The sequence below is a fragment of the Caulobacter sp. NIBR2454 genome (assembly GCF_027474405.1).
Classification (GTDB): domain Bacteria; phylum Pseudomonadota; class Alphaproteobacteria; order Caulobacterales; family Caulobacteraceae; genus Caulobacter.
The window spans coordinates 3,429,647-3,448,351 of sequence record NZ_CP114871.1; the positions used below are offsets into that span (position 1 = coordinate 3,429,647).

21 protein-coding genes are annotated in these 18,705 nt (G+C 67.1%); 6 read left to right on the forward strand and 15 right to left on the reverse strand.

Annotated features, from left to right (window positions below; all coding sequences use genetic code 11):
* The 13 genes from O5K31_RS16615 to O5K31_RS16675 all read right to left on the reverse strand — a co-directional run bounded on the left by O5K31_RS16615 (window position 1) and on the right by O5K31_RS16675 (window position 10,551).
* Window positions 1–1,125 carry a TrbI/VirB10 family protein gene (locus tag O5K31_RS16615; protein ID WP_269714864.1) on the reverse strand — a complete coding sequence of 375 codons (1,125 nt, stop codon included), beginning with the start codon at window positions 1,123–1,125 and terminating at the stop codon, window positions 1–3.
* Window positions 1,122–1,931, reverse strand: coding sequence for a TrbG/VirB9 family P-type conjugative transfer protein (locus O5K31_RS16620; RefSeq protein ID WP_269714865.1), 810 nt, complete (start codon window positions 1,929–1,931; stop codon window positions 1,122–1,124). The genes O5K31_RS16615 and O5K31_RS16620 overlap by 4 nt, the downstream gene beginning before the upstream one ends.
* Window positions 1,928–2,602 (reverse strand): virB8 family protein, encoded by a 675-nt coding sequence (locus O5K31_RS16625; protein WP_269714866.1) that lies wholly within the window; start codon window positions 2,600–2,602, stop codon window positions 1,928–1,930. Before O5K31_RS16625 ends, O5K31_RS16620 begins: the two co-directional genes overlap by 4 nt.
* A 195-nt stretch (window positions 2,603–2,797) precedes the next feature.
* Window positions 2,798–3,658, reverse strand: a complete 861-nt coding sequence (locus O5K31_RS16630; protein WP_269714867.1) for a type IV secretion system protein — start codon at window positions 3,656–3,658, stop codon at window positions 2,798–2,800.
* A complete protein-coding gene (locus O5K31_RS16635; RefSeq protein WP_269714868.1) occupies window positions 3,658–3,891 on the reverse strand; it encodes an EexN family lipoprotein in 234 nt (77 codons plus the stop codon). The genes O5K31_RS16630 and O5K31_RS16635 overlap by 1 nt, the downstream gene beginning before the upstream one ends.
* Entirely contained in the window at window positions 3,888–4,592 is a 705-nt protein-coding gene (locus tag O5K31_RS16640; protein WP_269714869.1) for a type IV secretion system protein, read from the reverse strand. Before O5K31_RS16640 ends, O5K31_RS16635 begins: the two co-directional genes overlap by 4 nt.
* The gene (locus O5K31_RS16645; protein WP_269714870.1) at window positions 4,589–6,904 is read right to left on the reverse strand and encodes a VirB4 family type IV secretion/conjugal transfer ATPase; all 2,316 of its coding nucleotides are present in this window, start codon (window positions 6,902–6,904) and stop codon (window positions 4,589–4,591) included. Before O5K31_RS16645 ends, O5K31_RS16640 begins: the two co-directional genes overlap by 4 nt.
* Before the next feature lie 28 nt (window positions 6,905–6,932).
* Window positions 6,933–7,256, reverse strand: a complete 324-nt coding sequence (locus O5K31_RS16650; RefSeq protein WP_269714871.1) for a type IV secretion system protein VirB3 — start codon at window positions 7,254–7,256, stop codon at window positions 6,933–6,935.
* A gap of 4 nt (window positions 7,257–7,260) precedes the next feature.
* Window positions 7,261–7,554 (reverse strand): TrbC/VirB2 family protein, encoded by a 294-nt coding sequence (locus O5K31_RS16655; RefSeq protein WP_269714872.1) that lies wholly within the window; start codon window positions 7,552–7,554, stop codon window positions 7,261–7,263.
* Window positions 7,551–8,135, reverse strand: a complete 585-nt coding sequence (locus tag O5K31_RS16660; protein ID WP_269714873.1) for a lytic transglycosylase domain-containing protein — start codon at window positions 8,133–8,135, stop codon at window positions 7,551–7,553. Before O5K31_RS16660 ends, O5K31_RS16655 begins: the two co-directional genes overlap by 4 nt.
* Window positions 8,136–8,593: 458 nt before the next feature.
* A complete protein-coding gene (locus O5K31_RS16665) occupies window positions 8,594–9,706 on the reverse strand; it encodes a serine hydrolase domain-containing protein (protein WP_269714874.1) in 1,113 nt (370 codons plus the stop codon).
* Window positions 9,707–9,722: 16 nt separating this feature from the next.
* Entirely contained in the window at window positions 9,723–9,899 is a 177-nt protein-coding gene (locus O5K31_RS16670; RefSeq protein WP_269714875.1) for a hypothetical protein, read from the reverse strand.
* A gap of 97 nt (window positions 9,900–9,996) precedes the next feature.
* Window positions 9,997–10,551: a DUF2867 domain-containing protein gene (locus O5K31_RS16675; RefSeq protein WP_269714876.1), complete on the reverse strand. Its 555-nt coding sequence runs from the start codon at window positions 10,549–10,551 to the stop codon at window positions 9,997–9,999.
* A 244-nt stretch (window positions 10,552–10,795) separates the two neighbouring features.
* On the opposite strand from O5K31_RS16675, the gene O5K31_RS16680 reads away from it, so the two are divergent.
* From O5K31_RS16680 to O5K31_RS16690, 3 genes are all read left to right on the forward strand, one after another.
* Entirely contained in the window at window positions 10,796–11,998 is a 1,203-nt protein-coding gene (locus O5K31_RS16680; RefSeq protein WP_269714877.1) for a threonine ammonia-lyase, read from the forward strand.
* Between the two features lie 26 nt (window positions 11,999–12,024).
* Window positions 12,025–12,516: an FKBP-type peptidyl-prolyl cis-trans isomerase gene (locus O5K31_RS16685; protein WP_269714878.1), complete on the forward strand. Its 492-nt coding sequence runs from the start codon at window positions 12,025–12,027 to the stop codon at window positions 12,514–12,516.
* 67 nt (window positions 12,517–12,583) lie between these two features.
* The gene (locus O5K31_RS16690) at window positions 12,584–13,417 is read left to right on the forward strand and encodes a hypothetical protein (protein ID WP_269714879.1); all 834 of its coding nucleotides are present in this window, start codon (window positions 12,584–12,586) and stop codon (window positions 13,415–13,417) included.
* Here O5K31_RS16690 and O5K31_RS16695 read toward each other — a convergent pair.
* Entirely contained in the window at window positions 13,414–14,352 is a 939-nt protein-coding gene (locus O5K31_RS16695) for a DUF808 domain-containing protein (RefSeq protein WP_269714880.1), read from the reverse strand. The two genes, O5K31_RS16690 and O5K31_RS16695, sit on opposite strands and share 4 nt — an antisense overlap.
* 150 nt (window positions 14,353–14,502) lie before the next feature.
* On the opposite strand from O5K31_RS16695, the gene O5K31_RS16700 reads away from it, so the two are divergent.
* Window positions 14,503–14,745 (forward strand): DUF5961 family protein, encoded by a 243-nt coding sequence (locus O5K31_RS16700; RefSeq protein WP_269714881.1) that lies wholly within the window; start codon window positions 14,503–14,505, stop codon window positions 14,743–14,745.
* Window positions 14,746–14,802: 57 nt separating this feature from the next.
* Here O5K31_RS16700 and O5K31_RS16705 read toward each other — a convergent pair whose 3' ends face one another.
* Window positions 14,803–15,900 carry a GAF domain-containing protein gene (locus O5K31_RS16705; RefSeq protein ID WP_269714882.1) on the reverse strand — a complete coding sequence of 366 codons (1,098 nt, stop codon included), beginning with the start codon at window positions 15,898–15,900 and terminating at the stop codon, window positions 14,803–14,805.
* A 338-nt stretch (window positions 15,901–16,238) separates the two neighbouring features.
* On the opposite strand from O5K31_RS16705, the gene O5K31_RS16710 reads away from it, so the two are divergent.
* Both O5K31_RS16710 and O5K31_RS16715 read left to right on the forward strand, forming a co-directional pair.
* Window positions 16,239–17,822 (forward strand): GMC family oxidoreductase, encoded by a 1,584-nt coding sequence (locus tag O5K31_RS16710; protein WP_269714883.1) that lies wholly within the window; start codon window positions 16,239–16,241, stop codon window positions 17,820–17,822.
* 99 nt (window positions 17,823–17,921) lie between these two features.
* Window positions 17,922–18,695, forward strand: a complete 774-nt coding sequence (locus tag O5K31_RS16715) for a winged helix-turn-helix domain-containing protein (RefSeq protein WP_269714884.1) — start codon at window positions 17,922–17,924, stop codon at window positions 18,693–18,695.
* Window positions 18,696–18,705 lie beyond the last annotated feature (10 nt).

Below are 18,705 nucleotides of genomic sequence, written 5' to 3' on the forward strand. Positions count from 1 at the left end.
TCAGCGTGCCTGCAGTTGGTAGACACTGGAGAAATCCAGGTCCTGGGCGACGAAGATCGAGACCTGAGCGCCCTGAGGCTTGCGCAAGGTGGGCGCGATATCGATGGAGCGATCAACGGCGATGGCGGCCGCGTCGGACGGCAGGCGCGCCAACTGGCGCTCGCCGCTGCGTTCCAGGGACGTCACCGGGGCCGCATCGACAATGGAGAGCAGCACCGCGCCGCCAAACCGGCGCCAAAAATGACGCTCCACCTCGCCGCCGAACCCGGCTCGGCCCATGGCGTCGCTGGCCGGGGAGTTCAGCGTGATCGCCACACCTTGCGGCGTCACGGCGCGGCTCCACACGACATAGAGCCGCCCTTCTCCGGTCTTGAGGCCTTGGCGGTATTGTCCAAGGACGCGCGAGCCTTTCTCCAGGACCACGACGCCCCCGCTCTCGGACCAGACGTCCCGGGCGATGAGGCAAGCGACGTGACCGGGGACGGAAGAGTCCATCGCCGTCTGCAGGGTGCAGGGAATCTGAGTGCCGGCGGTGATCAGGAAGTTGCGGTCCGAAAGTCGCTTGGCCATCGCCGTACCGATGACCGACGCCTGGCGGGCCGAACTCTCGCCGGCTTGATCCGGATCGTCGTCCGCCTCAACGACGGCGACCGGCTCGACCCCGCGGGGCGATGACCGCCGGCCAGACCCTGCGGACCATGCCAGCACCGGGGCGTGCCGCACGACGCGAGCCGCCTCGCGCCGTGCTTGGGACTGGCGTTCGGCCTGGGCCTGCGCCTGGCTTGCGTCATCGAGCTCGGCCATCGCGATCGAGGCATCTGCTTCGGCGCCGTCAGGGTCCGCGGCCCCTAGCTGCGGCGGATTGGATCCGGGATTGGCCAAGGTCGGAGCCGCTGGCTCGAAGGCCACCACTTGCTTTGGTACGCTTGTCTGGGCTGCTGGCGGCTTGGGCCTGTCCTTCCAGGGCGCCAAGATGAGAAGACCGCAAACCAGGCCCAGCACCACCACCCCGCCGACGCGGCCAAAGCGGCTTAGACTAGAGTCGCCGGAGACCGGCGTTAGGGTCCGGTTCAGAGGCGTCGCGCCGGGCTGGCCGGGCGCGCGGGCGTCGTGTGGCTCCGTCATCGCGACGGCTCCTTGAGGCTGCGAACAACCTCGTCGGCGGCCGTGCCCGATGCGGCGCCACCGCGCCGAGGATCAAAGGCCTCGTTCCACAAGCAGGCGACTTGGCGCCCCTGACGCAGTCTCAGCTGCGCATGGACGCCATGGACAACCACAAACTCACCCCGCACATCGAAGGCGGCCAGGGTCTCCTCCCCGTCGGGCGCGACGGCGAACACCGCAGGCACCGCCTGGCCGCCCGGAAAACGCAGCACGGTGAAGCGTCCGTTGTCACTGACCTCGGAAGGCGCAAGCGTCACTGAGCCTTGAAGGGACCACGCCAGATTGCGGGGCCCCTCCACCGCGCCGCGATCAAGCTGAAGCTGGATCAGGCGTGCGCGCAGCTGGGCTTCCTTTGCGTCCACCACGGCGGCTAATCGCACCCTGTCGTCGGCGGGATAGGTGAAGCGCAGCATCCAGGGGCCGTCGTCCTTGCGGGCCGCCACCTTCAGGTCAAAAGCATAATTGCGGATCGATCCGTCAGGCGCGCGGGTTGCGACGATCAGATTGGTGGGCCGAGCCTCCAGCGGCTTGAGGAATAGGAGCCGGCCTTCGGCGACCGCCTCCCACGCGGTGCTGTCGCCAAGCGCCACATGCAAGATCTCCTCGCCGTCGCCGAGGACCACCTGCACAGCGTTGGAGAACCGTCCCTCCACACGCACCACCGCATCGGGGTTGTAGGCGAGCGTGCGAATACGCGGGTCCGCCGCGATGGCGAGGGATGAGGCGGATGCCGCCAAGAGGACCGCCATCGATAGGCTGCGGATCATCGGGCGGCCTCCGGGTCGGCGCGGTAGTCGGCCACCTGAAACCCCAACGGGTTGCGCAGCCGATCGCCCTCCTTCATCGCGCCCTTGGCGTAGGCGAAGGTGATGGTGGCGATCCAATCTATCGCTTCGACCTGACCCGCCCGCTCGACGGTTCGCCTAAACCGCACCTGGCCGACGCTGGGAGACAGGAAGGTGACGGCTCTGACCTCGACAACAGCTTGGGCCGAAGGTCCCAAAACGACCTGCGGGCTTTGCGGATTGTTGGGCCGAAAGATCTGCGCCAGCCGCTGCTGCTCGGAGGGGGCCGACATGATGACGGCCTGATCAAAGTTGGCTTGCGCGGCGGCCGGCAGCCAGGTCTCGCGCGCTCGCACATAGGTGGCCAGAAAGTACTTGCTGACGGCTTCGTCATAGGTGTGCGGCTGGTCTCCCGTCAGGGCGGTCATGACGTCGACCGCCCCGCTGGACCGGTCGACGCGAACGACGAAGGGCTCGACGGTCTTGAGCGGCGCCAGGGCGGCCACGGCGATGCAGGCTAGGGTAGCCAGGCTACAGCCGCCGGCGGCGATGATCCAAGCCAGGCGCCGCGACCGTAGGGCCGCCGAAAGACGGTCATCATCCCAGGAGCGGGCTTCGGCGAGATAGGTTTTGAGGCCGCGAGCCGTGCTCATTTGGCCCTGCCACAAGGCTGTGCTGGCGATGGGGCGGGCGTCGTTGCAGGCGCTTCGGGCGATAGCACCGATCCGTAAGGGTTAGCGGTTCGGCGATGCTTGCCGTCGCAGGCAGCAAGGCGGTCGGCGGACCCGACCGACCCACAGGCGGCGGTCGCTAGGCTGACGATGATCAAGAGGGCTGGACGGGTCATATCAGCGCCTCCGCCCGCGCGGCAGGACGCGCCCGCCCGCCCGCATGAAATCGGAGACGCCGATGCTGGCGCCGCCGGCGATGCCGGCCGCGAGCGTGGGGGTTTGAAGAAAGAAAATGGCGCCGAGGATGGACAGGGCGATGAAGGCGAACCCCGCCGCCATGGCGTCCTGGCCCTGCAGGGTCTCCCATTGATCAGCGACCATGGCCAAGACCAGCTGGAAGACGGCGAAGATCAGGGCGAACAGCACCAGATAGTTCACCGCTTGGGATAGCCAGCCGAAGAAATACCGCCGCGTCGCCTCAAACAGGGCAAGGCCAATGAAGATGGGCCCAAGCGCGATGATGAGGGCGAGGGCGACCTTGGCCACGAGAACGATGCCAAACCCAAGCGCTGCGGCTAGAGCCCCGGCGATCCAGACCGCGCCTGACATAAGCCATTGGCCTATGTCGAAAGGACCCGCTCCGTTGCTCAGGCGCTCGCCGAGCCAACCAGCGCGTGAGAGATATTGGTCGAAAGCGGCGCCGGCTTCGGAAGTCTGTCCTCCCCCGACGGCCCGAGACAGCATATCAGGCATGACGTGAAACAATGGCTCGGTGACGTAGCCGGAATAGGCAGGTGTCGTCGCCAGGAGGTAGATCGCCGCCAGCTTGAGGCTGCGGATCGAAAAGTCGATCAGCGGCTCATTGATGGCGCCGCGAATGATGGCGAAGCCATAAAGCAGCACGTAGAGTACGAGCACCAATCGCAGCGGGCCGGCGACTTCCGCGGCGGCGTTTTGCACGCCTTGGCCGAGGAACACATCCAGCCGGGTTTCCACAAAACCGTAGGCCTCTGTGAACAGAGTATAGTGGGTCTCCATCACGGAGCCTCGGTTTCAAAGCCGCGGCGGTAAAACTCCATGCGCGCTCTACGTTCGCGGTCGACGCGCGACGCTGTGGCGTTCTCGCATTCCGGACCACGATGCTTTCCGGCCTCGCAAGCCTCCATGACGCGGTCGGCTTCTGTTGGGTGCGCGATGAAGTAGCTGGCACTGCGGGGCTCGCGGTCGCACGCCGCCAGGAACAAGGGGACGATGAGCGCCAGCCGGTTCATTGGAACCCCCGGCGATAGAACTCCATACGCGCCTTTCGCTCGGCGGCGGCGCGCTCCATTGCTTCTTGCCGCTGCATCCGCTCTTCCGCCGCCTGGGTCAGCGCCAAGGCTTGCAGGCGCATTTGATCGTTGGCGATCAGAGCCTGCTCGGCGCTGATGCGCGCCTGCAGGTCGGCCACGGCGCGGGCGCTTTCGGCGCGACCGACGGCGACCTGAAGCTCGCGCAGTCCTTCCAGCCGCTCCCCAGCGGCTTTGGTCGCCGCCTCCCCGACCGCAAGATCGCGGGCGGCCAAATCGCCGCCGCGCTCCAAGATCGCGCCCGCAGCATCGCCTTGCTCCGGCCGATACTTGCGGCGCGCCTCTCGGATTTGGCGCGCCTCCTCTCCGATTGCGCCAAGCGCGCTCAGGTCTCCTCGGGCGGCGGCCTGCAAAGCCGCCAAATCAGGCAAGGCCTTGCGCAGATCGGCACCGGCCAGCTGCGGCGCGATCTGGTCGATGGCCGAGCCAATATTGAGGCTGTCATGCAACTTGCGCCCCTCGGCCAGTTGAGACTTGAGGGTGTCGAGCTGATCCAGCGCCGTGCGCAGCTCCTCCACCAGCTTGGCGTAGGCGGTAGGATCGTGGACGATCATGGCGCCGTGGGCCGGCGCGACCGTGAGCGACGCGCCGCAGACGATGGCGGCCAAGACTGCCGGTCTCATGGGAAACTCCTCAAAGATTGCCGAAAGGGCTCGCGCCAGGCGGCCGGGTCGTCGCCGACTTGGCGTCGGATTTCATCAAGCCGGGCGGTCGTCGCCGCGCGGCCGCTGAGGATGGCTAGATGCTCATCCAGCCCCGTCAGGTCCAACTCGGCCACCGCCGAAGCGCCGCCCTGCCGGATCAGGAAGCCGCGCGAGCCGACACCCAACTCGTCGCGCACAAGGGCGAGTTCGCGACCGCTCAAACCAAAGCCTTCGCCGTAGTCGAGTTCAGTCGCCTCGCCGTTAGGCAGGAAGATCTTGGTGGCGCATTGCTCTTGGATCGTGCGGGCTATGGGCGAGGCCAAAACGTCGGACGGCGACTGGGTCGCGAGCACAAGGACCGCGTCCTTCTTGCGCCAGGTCTTCAAGCCGTCCCGCGCAAGGTCCCTGAAGGCCTCGTCCCCCAGGGCCTTCCAGAACTCGTCTATGCACACGACCAGACGCCGGCCGTCGGCCAAAGCGCCGATACGGTGCAGCAGGTACATCATCACCGGCGCCCGCACGTCCGCATCGTCTAGGATCGAGGTCATGTCGAAGGCGCTCAGACGCGGCCCCAGGTCCAGCGCATCTGCGTCCCCGTCCAGAGCCCAGCCCAAGGCTGCGTTCTGGCCCCATCGCTCAAGGCGCGCGCCCAGTCCCGCAGCGTCCTGCTGGCCCAAAAGTCCCCGTAGAGCGGCTATGGACCGTTCGCGCTGAGGCAGCCGCAGCACCGCGGCGATCGCCTCATCGAGCATGGCCGCCTCGCTGGGTGAGACGCGCCCGTCCGCGCCCAGCGCCATGCGCAAGACGAGCGCTCGCAAAAACGCCAGATCGGTCGGGGCGTCCCCCAAGGCCTTGAGCGGCGAAAGTCCCGTCGGCTCGCCTGAACGCAAGGCCTGGTAGGCGCCGCCGCAGGCGCGCACGAAGACCTCCGCGCCCCGATCCTTGTCGATGAGTACTTGGCGCGCGCCAAAGCGCTCCATCTGGGCGAGAAGGAAGTTTTGCAGCACCGTCTTTCCGGCGCCCGAAGGGCCGCAGATGAAGGTGTGGCCCAGATCGCCCACATGGAGATTGAGTTCGAAGGTCGTGCGGCCGCGGGTGCGCAGCGAAGCGACCGGCGCGTCCCAATGAGGCTTGCCGTGCCGCCCGGAAGCGTAGGCGTGCAAGGGCGCAAGGGCGGCGAAGTTGCGGCTGCTGATCGCCGCGGGCCGCGTGCGCATCTTAAAGACCCCCGGAAACTGGGCCCAGAAGGCCGCTTCCAGTCCAAGGTCCTCGCGAGCCGCCACCAGGCCCCCGCCCGCCAGCAACGCCCTGGCCGCGGACAGATCGCGAGACAACTCAGCTGGCGTGTCAGCCAAGACCAGCACACTGGCCTGATGATCGCCCATGACGAAGCGGCCGCTCGCCAGATCGTCCATCGCCTCGTCGAGGGCGTCGGCCTGTGATGCGGCGCGGTCATTGGCGCTCAGCATCTGGTTTTGCTTGCGGCCCATAAGGCCCTCAGCGGCAGCCCTGGACAAAAACGCGAACGACTGGCTGACGATCAGCCGATAAGGCGCGGCGAGCAGACCGTCCCAGATGCCGGGGTGGGTGGAGGCCGGGTAGGCTTTAAGCCCGAGCATGGCGCCATAGGCGCTGCCCCCGGGCTGGCGAATCTCCAAGGCCTCGCGCCCAAAGATCACCCGCGCCGCGTACAGCGCTTGGCCAAGATGGCCAGGCACCAAGGGCATGGGGCGATCTTGCCCCTCCAAGATGGGAACCAGCGCCTCAAGGGTTTGGCTGAACAAGACTTCGCCGCGGCGCTCTATACCCAGCGGGCGCGGCCGCCATGGCGTCAGCAACTGCATAAGGTCGCGCGCGACGCCTTCCAGGCGGCGGATGCGCTCGCCCTCCGGGGCCGCCTTGACGGCGGCGCCCGCCAGCCAGGGGCTTAGCCCTGGACCCTTCAAGATCAGCGTAACGATGAGCCGATTGGCGAACAGGCCATCGCGGTTGACGCGCCCACGCCATGCGGCGTCCAGCTCGGCGCCATAAGCCGAGGCGAACCCCTCTGAGGGAGCCACCTTCGCCGGGGCCCTGATCAGATGCTGCCAGACGGCGAGGTCTTCTGAGGCGATGTTGCGCCAGGCGCCGGCCAAGGCCTCATGCAGACGGTTGAGCTCATCGCGCCCGGCGGTCTCGAAAGCCACGCCTTCGACGAAGAACGCGCACATCAGCGCGCCGCCATCGAGGGCGAGAATCTGATCGGTCGCGTGACGGACATAGGGTAACGGAGCGCGCGTTTCACGCGCCATCGCGTTCCTCACCGGACCTCTCGGCAGCTCAACCATGGCGAACCTTTCGGAACGCCAGCGGGCTGCAGGCCGAACCGCCCCAAAGCGCGGCGTTGCGGCTGCGTCCGCGGGTCTGCAGGTGTAGCCACCAAAGCCGCAGCGCATGGTGGTCGTGGCGGCAAATGGCTCGCAGCACCAGATGCACCGCAGGGGCCGCGAGCAGATAGAGCAGGCTGCCGCCGCCCAGGAACGCCACGGCGCTGACGATGAGGTTGATCCCCATCGCCTCCATCGGCACGCCAAGCACTAAGGCCGGACGCGTGCAGGCCAAAAAAAGGGTGTCGCGGGTCAGGCGCTCAGGCTGGCCGGCCACGGCGTCACGCTCCGCCCACGATCATGTCGACGATCGTGCCGGCCCCAAAGATCACGATGATCCCCACCACCACCGTGCCGGCGCGACGCAAATCCAAGTGACCAAACATCCAAGCCACGCCGGTGAGAATGACGGCGAGAACGGCCAGCCCGCGGATGATGTCGGAGTTCAGCAGGTCGATGATGTTTTGGATAAAGCCGCCCAAGTCTGCGCCTGACTGGGCCATGGCTGGGCTTGCGCAAAGCGAGCCTGTCAAAATGGCGCAGACCAAGGCGCGAGCACGATCTGAAGAGGTCATGGCAAAGCTCCGATCATGAGGGGTGGGTTGCGAAAGACGTGGAGCGAGCGCGCCGTTCGGGAAGCGAACACATCGTCGGCGCCTCCACGATCAATGGGCAGTGACGACGCGGTCGCTTGACGTGCGAGACTGGCTTGGATCTGAGCTACGCGCGCCACGTAACCGTTGGCGAGCCCCCGGCGCGGGTGACCGGTGTTGTAGCGCGACAGCGCTGCATCAAAGGCGCGCCGACCTTCCTGCGGCCGATAGCCCGACAAAAGAACCTGGGCGGCCGCCTTGAGATTGGCGCACGGCTCGAAGGCCGCCTCTATGCTCAGGCCGAGCCACTGGAGGTTTGCGCTGTTGATCTGCCCTAGGCCCAGATCGATGGAGCGCCCCTGGGCGATCAGATCGCGGGCCATCGATACGGCCTGGGGTTTGGTTCGGGGACGAAGGCTCGTTGGATCGGGGCCGTTCACACCGATCGCCAGAGGATCAAGACGACTTTCAGCGTGCGAGATCGCCAGCAAGGTTTGAGGAGCTGCTTGCGGTGCGCATGCGACCGCAAGCTCCAATACCGCCGCCGCGGTCAGCGCGTTCATCGCCGAGCGCCCCACCGCAACCCTGGCGGAGGCGCTGCGGCTGACTGGGGTCTATGAGGGGCGATTGAAACGCTGATGATCATGGCTGAACTCCACGAAAATCAGTCTGTCGCCAGGAGGGTGCGCCCGCCAAAAGCTACTGGTCGACCAGCCTGTCAGAAGGCCATTTTTGGGGCCCCTGATCACTTGGAGCGGCGCAGAGCGGCGCCCGAACCTGCGCATCGCGTCAGGGGTGACGGCGGCCCCTTGCGACAAGTCCCACCGGCAAGCGCCGGGCGGCCAAGCCCATGATTTGAGCGCGCCTCTCGGCTCCGGCCTCGAGCCTCATCCTGTCCCAAGCGCGCCGGCCACACGCTGAAATCTGCTTACGTTAGGGCGCGGCAGCGCGGATGCGCACAACGACAGCCTTGGCGGCGGCCGCCTAGGCGCCGGATTTACGATGAGCTCGGCGAAGGGCGCTAGGTGATCGCCGAAACCAGTCGCTCCACGGCGGCCTTGCGGTCAAAGGTGGTTCGATTGGCGACGATCGCCACGGCCAGCTTGCGATCCGGCAGATAAGCCATCACCGAACCGTAGTAGGGCATGGTGCCGCTATGACCCAAAGCCACCCCGTGTCGCGTCTGGACGATATTACAGCCCAGCGCGTACTGAACCCCCGGGCGATCGGAGAACCGATTGGGCCGCAAGAGTTCATCAAGATAGGGCTGGGGTAGAGCACGCCCCTGATAGAGCGCCTCAGCCCACCGGGCCAGATCGGGCGCGCATGACATCACGCCGCCGCCGGTGAACTCCACGGCCGGGTCGATGAAAATCCTTCCGTCGACAAAGGACTTTTCGGGAATTCCAAACGTGTTCTTCTCGCGCAGATATCCGTTGGCCAGACCCGGATAGGCGCGGCGGTTGCCCACCGTGCGCGTCAGACCCAGCGGCCGGATGAACCGCTCGCCGATCTCATCCAGATAGGCTCGACCCGTAATCTTCTCAAAGATCATCCCGGCCAAAACGTAGTTGGTGTCGCTGTAGTTGTAGCCCTGACCCGCTGGAAACAGAGGCTTCTTGTCCAGCACATAGCTGACCAGTTCGGCGGGTGGGAACAGATGGTCAGGATCGTCGCGCGTCTTGGCGAAGTAGTTGGTCAGCCATTCTGGGGCCCAGGCATGGTCGACCAGACCGCTGGACTGATCGAGCAGCATGCGCACGGTGATTTGGCCGCCGTTGGGCAGGCGCGCGAACCATGGCTCGGCGCTGAGCCAACCACTGATCGGCGCGTCCAGCTGAAGCCGGCTTTCTTGAACTAGTCCCAAAGCCCAGGCGCTGACGAAGGTCTTGCCGATGCTGGCGGCTGGCACGATGGCGTCCGGCGCCATGCGCAGGCCATCCTCCAGATCGGAAAAGCCCGTCGCCGCCGACAGCATTTGGCCATCGTCCAAAACGAGGGCGGCTGCGGCGCCCGGGAGCTTTTGCTTGGCCGCTACACTGTCCAGAGCCCGCTGAAACTCAGGCCCGCGCTCGATCGCCGCCGCGGCCCGCGCGATCGCGGCGGGAGCCGTTAGAGCGGCGGACGCGTACAATAGCAGATGACGACGGTTATTGGACGCCTTCGGTTTCGATGACCCACTGTTTGAGCGCCTGCTTGTCCACCTTGCCGATGGGCAGCAGAGGCAAGGCGTCCAGCACGTGGAGTCGCTTGGGAATCTTGTAGTTGGCCAGACGCTGGCGGCAGGCCGCCAGCAGCGCCTCCGGCTGGCCAGCTGTCGTGGTCATGGAAGGCGGCTATGCGGTTGAAGCCTTGGGCGACAACGTCGCCAGCTTCCTTTCCGGGTTCTGAGCCAAGGACGCGGCTCAGACGCCAAAGCGGCGCCTAACTCGCCCGCTCATAGCCCTGGTCCATCGCCGTCTGGAGCTTGTTGTCGGCCCTGGCGGCCCGCACCAGGCTCGCGCGCACGATCAGCTTATGGAACGGCATGATCGCCGTCAGATAGATCTGGCCCAGCCGGTTGTGGCAGTGGGCGATGCTGGTGGCCACCAGCTCCACTCCGCCCGACGGCGATGGCCGCGTCATCACCGACAGCCGAAAATCCAGATGCCGGTCGTTCTCGCCTAGGACCACCTCGTGGTCGCGGCGCGCCAGGATGCGGAACATGCCGATGTGGTCGGCGCGGGCTGCGATCGCGTCGTTGAGAATCTGGCGCGAACTCTTGACCCCAAAGACGCCCATCACCGCGTCGCGGATCGCCAACAGCGCCAGCGACCACATCGGCGGCTTGGCCATCATCGCCAGGGCCAGCACCTCGGCGGGCAGACGCGCGTCCTCAGGCTTGAGCGCGATGGCGAACGCGTCAGCCAGATCGGCGTCGTCGTAGAGGGTGGCGATCAGGGTGTCGGCCGGCGGTTCGACGGACCGCGCGCGGTCCAAGATCGGGGGTCTGGGTTTGGAGGTCATCCGCGCAGGCGATTTACAACCCGTGGATGTCGGGCGCCCGTTCATGCCGCACTCCGCCGCCCCGCGCCAGTCGTGTTTGGGGCCGATCCCGTGAGCGCCAGATCGCGCCGTAGCGGCCCACGGCGTTGCTTTGGCCTGGCGTCTTGGCCAGCGCGATTGCGCCGCCGACGCCGCGCCGTTAGGTTCGCGACCTCTCCTCCCCCAGCCGGGCTGATCCATGACCCTCGACCTTGAGGCCATCCGCGCCGCCGCCGCGCGCCTGGAAGGCCACATCGAACGCACGCCCTGTCGCCATTCCAAGACCCTGTCCAAGATTACAGGCGCGGACGTGTGGGTGAAGTTTGAGAACCTGCAGTTCACCGCCGCCTACAAGGAGCGCGGCGCGCTCAATAAGCTCTTGCTGCTCAGCGAGGCCGAAAAGAAGCGCGGCGTCATCGCCGCCAGCGCCGGCAACCACGCACAGGGCCTAGCCTACCACGCCACCCGCCTTGGCGTGCCGGTGACCATCGTCATGCCGCGCAACACCCCCTTCGTGAAGGTGCAGCACACTCGCGACTTCGGCGCCGAGGTGGTGATCGACGGCGAGACCTATGACGACGCCAACGCCACCGCCCGCCGGCTGCAGGAAGAACGCGACCTCGTCTTCGTCCACCCCTTCGACGACTACGACGTCATGGCCGGCCAAGGCACCATCGCCCTTGAGATGCTGCAAGAGGCGCCGGACCTGGAGATCTTGCCCGTACCCATCGGCGGCGGCGGCCTGATCAGCGGCGTGGCCACGGCGGCCAAGGCGCTCAGCCCCGACATCCGCATCCTTGGCTGCGAGCCGGCCATGTATCCGTCCTTCACCGCCCGCATGCGCGGCGTCACCGCCCATTGCGGCGGCCAGACCATCGCCGAAGGCATCGCCGTCAAGCAGGTCGGCGACAAGACCTATGCCCAGGTGCGTCCCCTGATCGATGACGTGCTGCTGCTCGAAGAGCCGTTCATCGAACAGGCCGTCTCGCTCTACTGCAATGTGGAGAAGACCATCGCCGAGGGCGCTGGCGCCGCCTCGCTCGCGGCCCTGCTGGCCTATCCCGAACGGTTCCGCGGCAAGAAGTGCGGCCTGATCCTGTGCGGCGGCAACATCGACACCCGGCTTTTGGCGTCGGTCCTGACCCGCGAGCTGGTGCGCGCCCAGCGTCTGGTCTCCTTGCGCATCGTCGGCGACGACCGGCCGGGCCTTTTGGCCACCGTGTCGCAGACCATCGGCGAGCTTGGCGCCAATATCATCGAGGTGGCCCATAATCGCCTGGCCCTCGACGTTCCGGCCAAGGGCGCCGAATTCGACATCACCATCGAGACCCGCGACGCCCAGCACACCCAAGAGATCGTCGACGCCCTGCGTGAGCGCGGCTACCCGCCCCGCACCGTCTAAGCCCGACCTGTCTGGAAACAACGACCATGTTCAAGAAACTCGCCCTGGCGCTGAGCGCCGTCCTCGTGCTGGCCGGATGCGGCCCGAGCAAGGAAGCCAAGGCCAACCTGGCGGCCGCCGACGCCTTCATGGCCGAGAACGGCAAGAAGGAGGGCGTGGTCACCCTGCCCAGCGGCCTGCAGTACAAGGTCGTGCGCGCCGGCCCCGCTGCCGGCGCCCATCCAGGCCTCAAGGACGAGGTGAAGGTCCACTACGAGGGCAAGCTCTTGGACGGCACGGTGTTCGACAGCTCCTATGAGCGCGGCGCGCCGGCCACCTTCCCCCTGCAAGGCCTGGTCCCCGCCTGGCGCGAAGCCATCCCGCTGATGCGTCCGGGTGACGAGTGGACGCTCTATGTCCCGCCGTCTCTCGGCTATGGCGCCCAGGACAAGGGTCCGATCCCGGGCAACAGCGTCATGGTCTTTCGCATCGAACTGATCGACTTTTTGTCGGCGGGGGCGGGCCCCGGCCAGGGCTGATCTAAAATTCATCCTTTCGTCGCGACGGCGTCACCGGCCCGTCGCGCGATTGGCCTTTAGGAGAACCATGATGATCAAGGTCTCCACCGTCCTGGCCGCCCTCCTCGCGGCCGCATGCGCAGCGCCGGCCCTGGCCGCCCCGATCCAGGCTGGCGACGCGCAGGTGGTTCGCCGCTACGCCGCGCCCGAAGCGCGTCAGGGCGTGGCGGTGGATCGCGACCACGTCTATGCGGTCGCCAACTTCGTCATCGCCAAGTACGACAAGAAGACCGGCGCCAAGCTCGCCGAATGGAAGGGCGACCCCGCCCGCTTCCCGCACATCAATTCCTGCACGGTGATCGGCAAGGAGCTGGTCTGCGCCAACTCCAACTTCCCGGCCGTCCCCCACTGGAGCGCGGTGGAGTTCTTCGACCCCAAGACCCTGACGCACCTGCGCACCGTGGCGCTTGGACCCGGCACGGGATCGGTCACCTGGGTCGAGCGACGCGACGGCTTTTGGTGGGCCGCCTTCGCCAACTATGACGGCAAGGGCGGCGAGACGCCGCGCGACCACCGCCACACCGTCCTGGTCAAGTTCGACGACCAGTGGCGGCGCACCCAGGCCTGGAGCTTCCCGCAATCCGTGCTGGAGCGGTTCGCGCCGATGAGCTCGTCCGGCGGCGGCTTTGGTCCCGACGGCCGGCTCTACATCACCGGTCACGACCACAAGGAGCTCTATGTCCTGGAGCTGCCCAAGGCCGGCGGCGCGGTGTTAGATCACGTGGCCACCATCGGCGTGGACGTGGAGGGTCAGGCCGTCGACTGGGACGAGAGCGAGCCGGGCATGATCTACGGCATCAGCCGCCCCAGCCGCGAGATCGTGGCCATGCGCGCGCCGTCCCTGAAAGATAAGCTGCCCTAGGCGGATTTGGCCCGCTTGGGGATCAGGTGGACGATGAGCGCCAGAACTGATCCCACCGCCAGCCCGAATACCCCATAGGCCGCGGCCATGGCCGCCCAACCGGTGGCGGCGCCGACGCCCGGAACGGTCGCGGCGGCATGGCCGATCGCCTCGACCCCATGCTCGACCGCCGAGACGCCAAAATGGTCGAGCCCGTGGACTAAGATGCCGCCGCCGACCCAGAGCATGGCGGCGGTGCCCACATAGGTCAGGGCGTTCATGACGCCGGGCATCCCCTTGACCAGGCCGCGTCCGATCGCCCGGGTCAGGGCGGCTTTGCGTTCGGCCATGTGCAGACCGATGTCGTCCATCTTCACGATGAAGGCGACGACGCCATAGACGAGCACGGTGATCAAAACGCCCACCGCGGCCAAGGCCGCCGCCTGGATCGCCAGAGGGCGATCGGCCACTTCCGACAGGGCGATGGCCATGATCTCGGCCGACAAGATCAGGTCCGTGCGGATGGCCCCGCCGACCTTCTGCGCCTCCAAATCCTTGGCGCTGAGCGCCAGGTCGTCTGTGGGGTCATGATCGCCGTGCGGATTGAGCGCCTCGATGATCTTCTCGCTGGCTTCAAAACACAGATAGGCGCCGCCGCACATCAAGATCGGCGTCACCGCCCAGGGGGCCAGGGCGCTCAGCAAAAGCGCGCCCGGCAGCAGGAAGATCATTTTGTTGCGAAGGGAGCCGACCGCGATCTTGGCGACGATCGGCAGTTCGCGGTCGGGGGTGAAGCCCATGGCGTAACCGGGGGTCACGGCGGTGTCGTCCACCACAACCCCGATGGCCTTGGAGCCGGCCTTGCCGGCGGCGCCGGCGACATCGTCCACCGAGGCGGCGGCGATCTTGGCGATCCCGGCCACGTCATCCAAAAGTGCGAACAGTCCCGACGCCATCCGGCTCTCCAAGCGCTTGCAGTCATAAGGCCGCGGCCGTGGGTTAGGCGGTCGAGCCTGGAGCGTAAAGCCCAAGCCAATGCCTTCGCGCCGAAACGAAAACATCCAGCCACGTATTGTGTTGCTGAATGATCAGGAGGGCGCGCGCCCATGTCGCCTAAGCAGACCGCATCGCAGCAACGCTACTTCGTGCGCTTGGCCGGCGCAGGCCATGAACGCGGACAGACCGTCATCGCCGAAAGTGTCGAGGAGGCGGCCGTCGCCTTCTTGGAGCTTGGGCCGGACGGTCAGGACCAAGACGAGGTGCGCATCATCGTGCGCCCCTGCGACGAGGGCCGCGATCACTGCCTGACCATCGATCTGATGAGCGGCGAGGCGCGCGCCTGCGATTGAAACCATCAGCCGCAGGTCCGCGAGAAGAAACAGGCGCACAGACCTAGGCGCGCCGCCTCACCCGCGGCGCGGCGGGGCCGCGATCATCGACGCCTTGGCGTCCTTGCGGCCAAAGGCTTGGCGAAGGCGCTTTTGAGCCCCGCGAAGCCGCACCTCCGTCGATCCCAGACGCGCAAGCTCCAGGAGCGCACGCTCCTCATCACCGGTGAGGACCCGCGGCCGCCGGTCGATGACGCATAGCGAGCCCACCGGATAGCCGTCGTCATCAAGGATCGGGGCGCCGGCGTAGAATCGAAAGCCATCATCGGTCGCCACGGCCGGATTGTCGCAAAAGCGCGGATCGGCCGAGAGGTCCTCCACCGAGAAGACGTCCTTGCGCATCAGGGTGTAGTTGCAAAACGCCCAGCTTCGCGGCGTCTCGGCCATCTCCAGGCCCAGGCGCGACTTGAACCACTGGCGCGTGGGGGTCAGCAGGGTCACCAGCGAGATGGGCGCGTTCAACGCCCGGGCCGCAAGCCAGGTCAGCCGGTCAAAGGCCTCCTCAGGGGGTGTATCGAGCAGACCTGTGCGCTCCAGAGCCACCAGCCGATGCGCCTCATTGAGAGCGAGAGGAAACGGCGCGGCCGCGGCCATGTCCGCACCCCTGGAGAGAATCCGCCTCACCTCTTGGATCGCCGCTTGGGGCGTGTCGACGACAACGGCCTTCGACAGCTCCGCGTCAAGCGGCGCTCCGACGATGACGACTTGCCGCGACGGCGCCTCGGCCGACAGGCTGCGCAGCAGCTCCAGGCGCGCGGGATCGGCGTCCGTGACGTCGGCGACGACGAGGCCAGGACGAAGCTGATGAATGGCGGCCCGGGCTGCTTGCGTCTCGCCCAACACCTCCACCTCGCCTTCGGCCAGGCTCGTCGCCAGGTCCTGATAGAGCGCGGCGAGCCCTTGCGGGACGGCCACAACCACCCGCGCCGACGGCAAGGCGGCGTTGGGCGCTGGCGCGTCGATCAAACCCTCGACGTCGGCCCGGTACACCCGGCGGTGCCCCCCAGGCGTCTTCCATGAGGGCACCGAGCCGCCCTCGATCAGCAACTGGGCCGTGCGGGTCGATACACCGAGAATCTTCGCGGCCTCGGCAGTCGTCAGGATGTCCTTGTCCATCTGGCCTTTTCGTCCCTGGCCCGCCTGGCGGACGCTCGCGATGATCCTCCCTATCAAGTCAAAAGGGGTTGGGCAAAATATTAGTATTGATGGATTTGATAGATTTGATACCGATGTGCCGCCGCTGGCCCCCGGGCTGCTTTGCGGCGCTCCTCGCAGCAGGCGACGGGGCTTAGCCGCCGGAAGCGCGTGACGCGGGCCCGGCTTTCACTGGCGTGTACCTGGTCTTGCCGGGCGCGATCGCCGGCTTCGTCCACCGACGGGGCCGCGAACGCCCGCTCGTGGGCGCGCGCCTTCGGGGCGATGCGATCGCCTGCGATGAGAATGGATGAGCACTGATGAATGACGCCGCACCTTCCAAGGCCGGATCGGCCGCCACCGCACCAGCACAGCAATATGACGTGATCGTCTGCGGCGCGGGGTCGTCAGGCTCGGTCGTCGCCTCGCGCCTGTCGGAGAACCCGGACGTGAAGGTCTTGCTTTTGGAGGCGGGTCCGGACGACGAGGCCCAAACCGTGCTCGACCCGGCCCAGTGGCCGTTAAATTTGGGCTCTGAACGCGATTGGGGCTTTCAGGCCGAGCCCAGCGCGCACGTCAACGGCCGGTCCTTGTCGATGTCCATGGGCAAGGGCCTGAGCGGCGGATCTAGCGTCAACGTCATGGTCTGGGCGCGCGGCCACAAAACCGACTGGGACGGCTACGCCGCCGAGGTCGGCGACGAGGCTTGGAACTATGAGAACGTCCTTGGCGTCTATCGGCGGATCGAGAACTGGCGCGGAGCCCCCGACGCCGCGCGACGGGGCTCGTCCGGGCCGGTCTGGGTCGAGCAGCCCGCCGATCCTAGTCCCGTGGCTCTGGCCATGCTCGAGGCCGCCAAGGAGGTGGGGGTGCCGACCTTCGACAGCCCCAACGGCGAGATGATGGAGGGGCCCGGCGGGGCGGCCATCACCGAGATGCTTGTGCGCGACGGTCGGCGAAACTCCCTCTATCGGGCCTATGTGCGCCCCAACCGTGATCGCCCCAACCTGACGGTGATCACCGGGGCTCAGGTCCTGCGCGTCATCCTCGAGCAAGGTCGCGCGGTCGGCGTGGAAGTCCTGCACCAGGGCCAGACGCTCAAGATCGGCGCTCGGCACGAGGTCGTCCTTAGCCTTGGCGCCATGCACACGCCCAAGGTCCTCATGCAATCTGGCGTCGGCGAGCGCCAGGAGTTGGGGCGCGTTGGCATCGCGGTGGCCCGTCACCTGCCTGGGGTCGGCGCCAACCTGCAAGACCATGTCTCGTTTGGTTGCATATGGGAATACAACGAGCCCCTAGCGCCCCGAAACAGCGGCAGCGAGGCGACCCTCTACTGGAAGAGCCGGCCCGAGCTTGAGGCGCCCGATCTGCTGTTTTGCCAGGTTGAGTTTCCCGTCCCCAGCGACCGGACGGCGGCGCGGGGCGCGCCCTTGAACGGCTGGACGATGTTCGCCGGCCTGGCTCACCCCAAGAGCCGGGGTCGTGTGCGCCTGGGCGGCGCCGATCCAACCGCTCCGGTGCGCATCGATGCGGGCATGCTGTCGGACCCGGAAGACCTGCGCTCGGCCCTGGCCTGCGTGAAGCTTTGCCGCGAGTTGGGCGCAGCCCGTGCATTTGGCCCCTTCGTGCGCGGCGAGGCGCTCCCTGGCGACCTGACCGGCGCGGCCCTGGAGGAGTTCGTGCGCGACGCGGCCGTGACCTACTGGCACCAAAGCTGCACCGCCAGGATGGGAACCGATGATCTTTCGGTCGTCGACGCGCGCTTGCGGGTGCATGGGATCGAGGGCCTGCGCGTGGCTGATGCTTCGGTCTTCCCACGGGTGCCGACGGGCAACACCCAAGCGCCCTGCGCCGTCGTCGGCGAACAGGCCGCGCGCATGATCCGCGAGGATCACGGTCTCTAGGGCCCGCCCGCCAAGGCGATCGTCCGGCGCCGGGGGGCGGCCGGACGGTCGCCCCATACCGTTTTCCCGCCGCTCGCCGGCCAGCCTCCTTTAGTGATCATGTTCCTTAAACACAGCTTCAATGAAGCGGGCCCTGAAGCGCAGGGCGGGCCCTGCGCCCATCCATCCCGCGTGCTCGTCGCGGGCGTTCCCGGCCAAGCCCGCGCCGCCATAGCCGACTATCTGACCGAGCGGCGCTGCGCGGCCTTTTGCTGCACGCCCGACCAAGCGGCCGAACAGGTGTCGCGCATCTCCGCCAGCCTGGTCATCCTCGACCTGCGCGGCCGGCCCTATGACGACCTTGAGTCTCTCTTGTCGGTACGCCGCCAGTCGCGCGCGCCGTTGATCATGGTCGGCGGTCGAGGCAAGGACGCCTTCGATCGCGCTCTTGCCCTGGAGCTGGGGGCCGACGACGTCATGGGCGAGCCGCTCGATCTTCGCGAATTGCTCGCCCGCGCCAGGGCCATCCTCCGGCGCCAAGACCTGGCGCGCCGCGGCGGCGACGGCGCGCCGACAGGCGGATACCGTTTTGCCGGCTGGGAGCTTCGGCGCGCAATGCGCGTGCTGACCGATCCGGCCGGCCGCGTCGTGCCTCTGAGCCGAGCCGATCACACGCTCTTGGTGGCGCTCTTGGAGGCGCCGCGGCGGGTGCTGACACGCGCGCAGTTGATCTCGGCGACACGCGCCCATGACGACGCCTTCGACCGCAGCATCGACGTCCAGGTGCTGCGCCTGCGGCGCAAGCTAGAGGATGACCCCCGCAGGCCCAGCTTGATCCGCACCGAGCGCGGCGTCGGCTATGTTCTGGACGCTGCGGTGGAGCGCCTGTTCTAGGCAGGCAGGG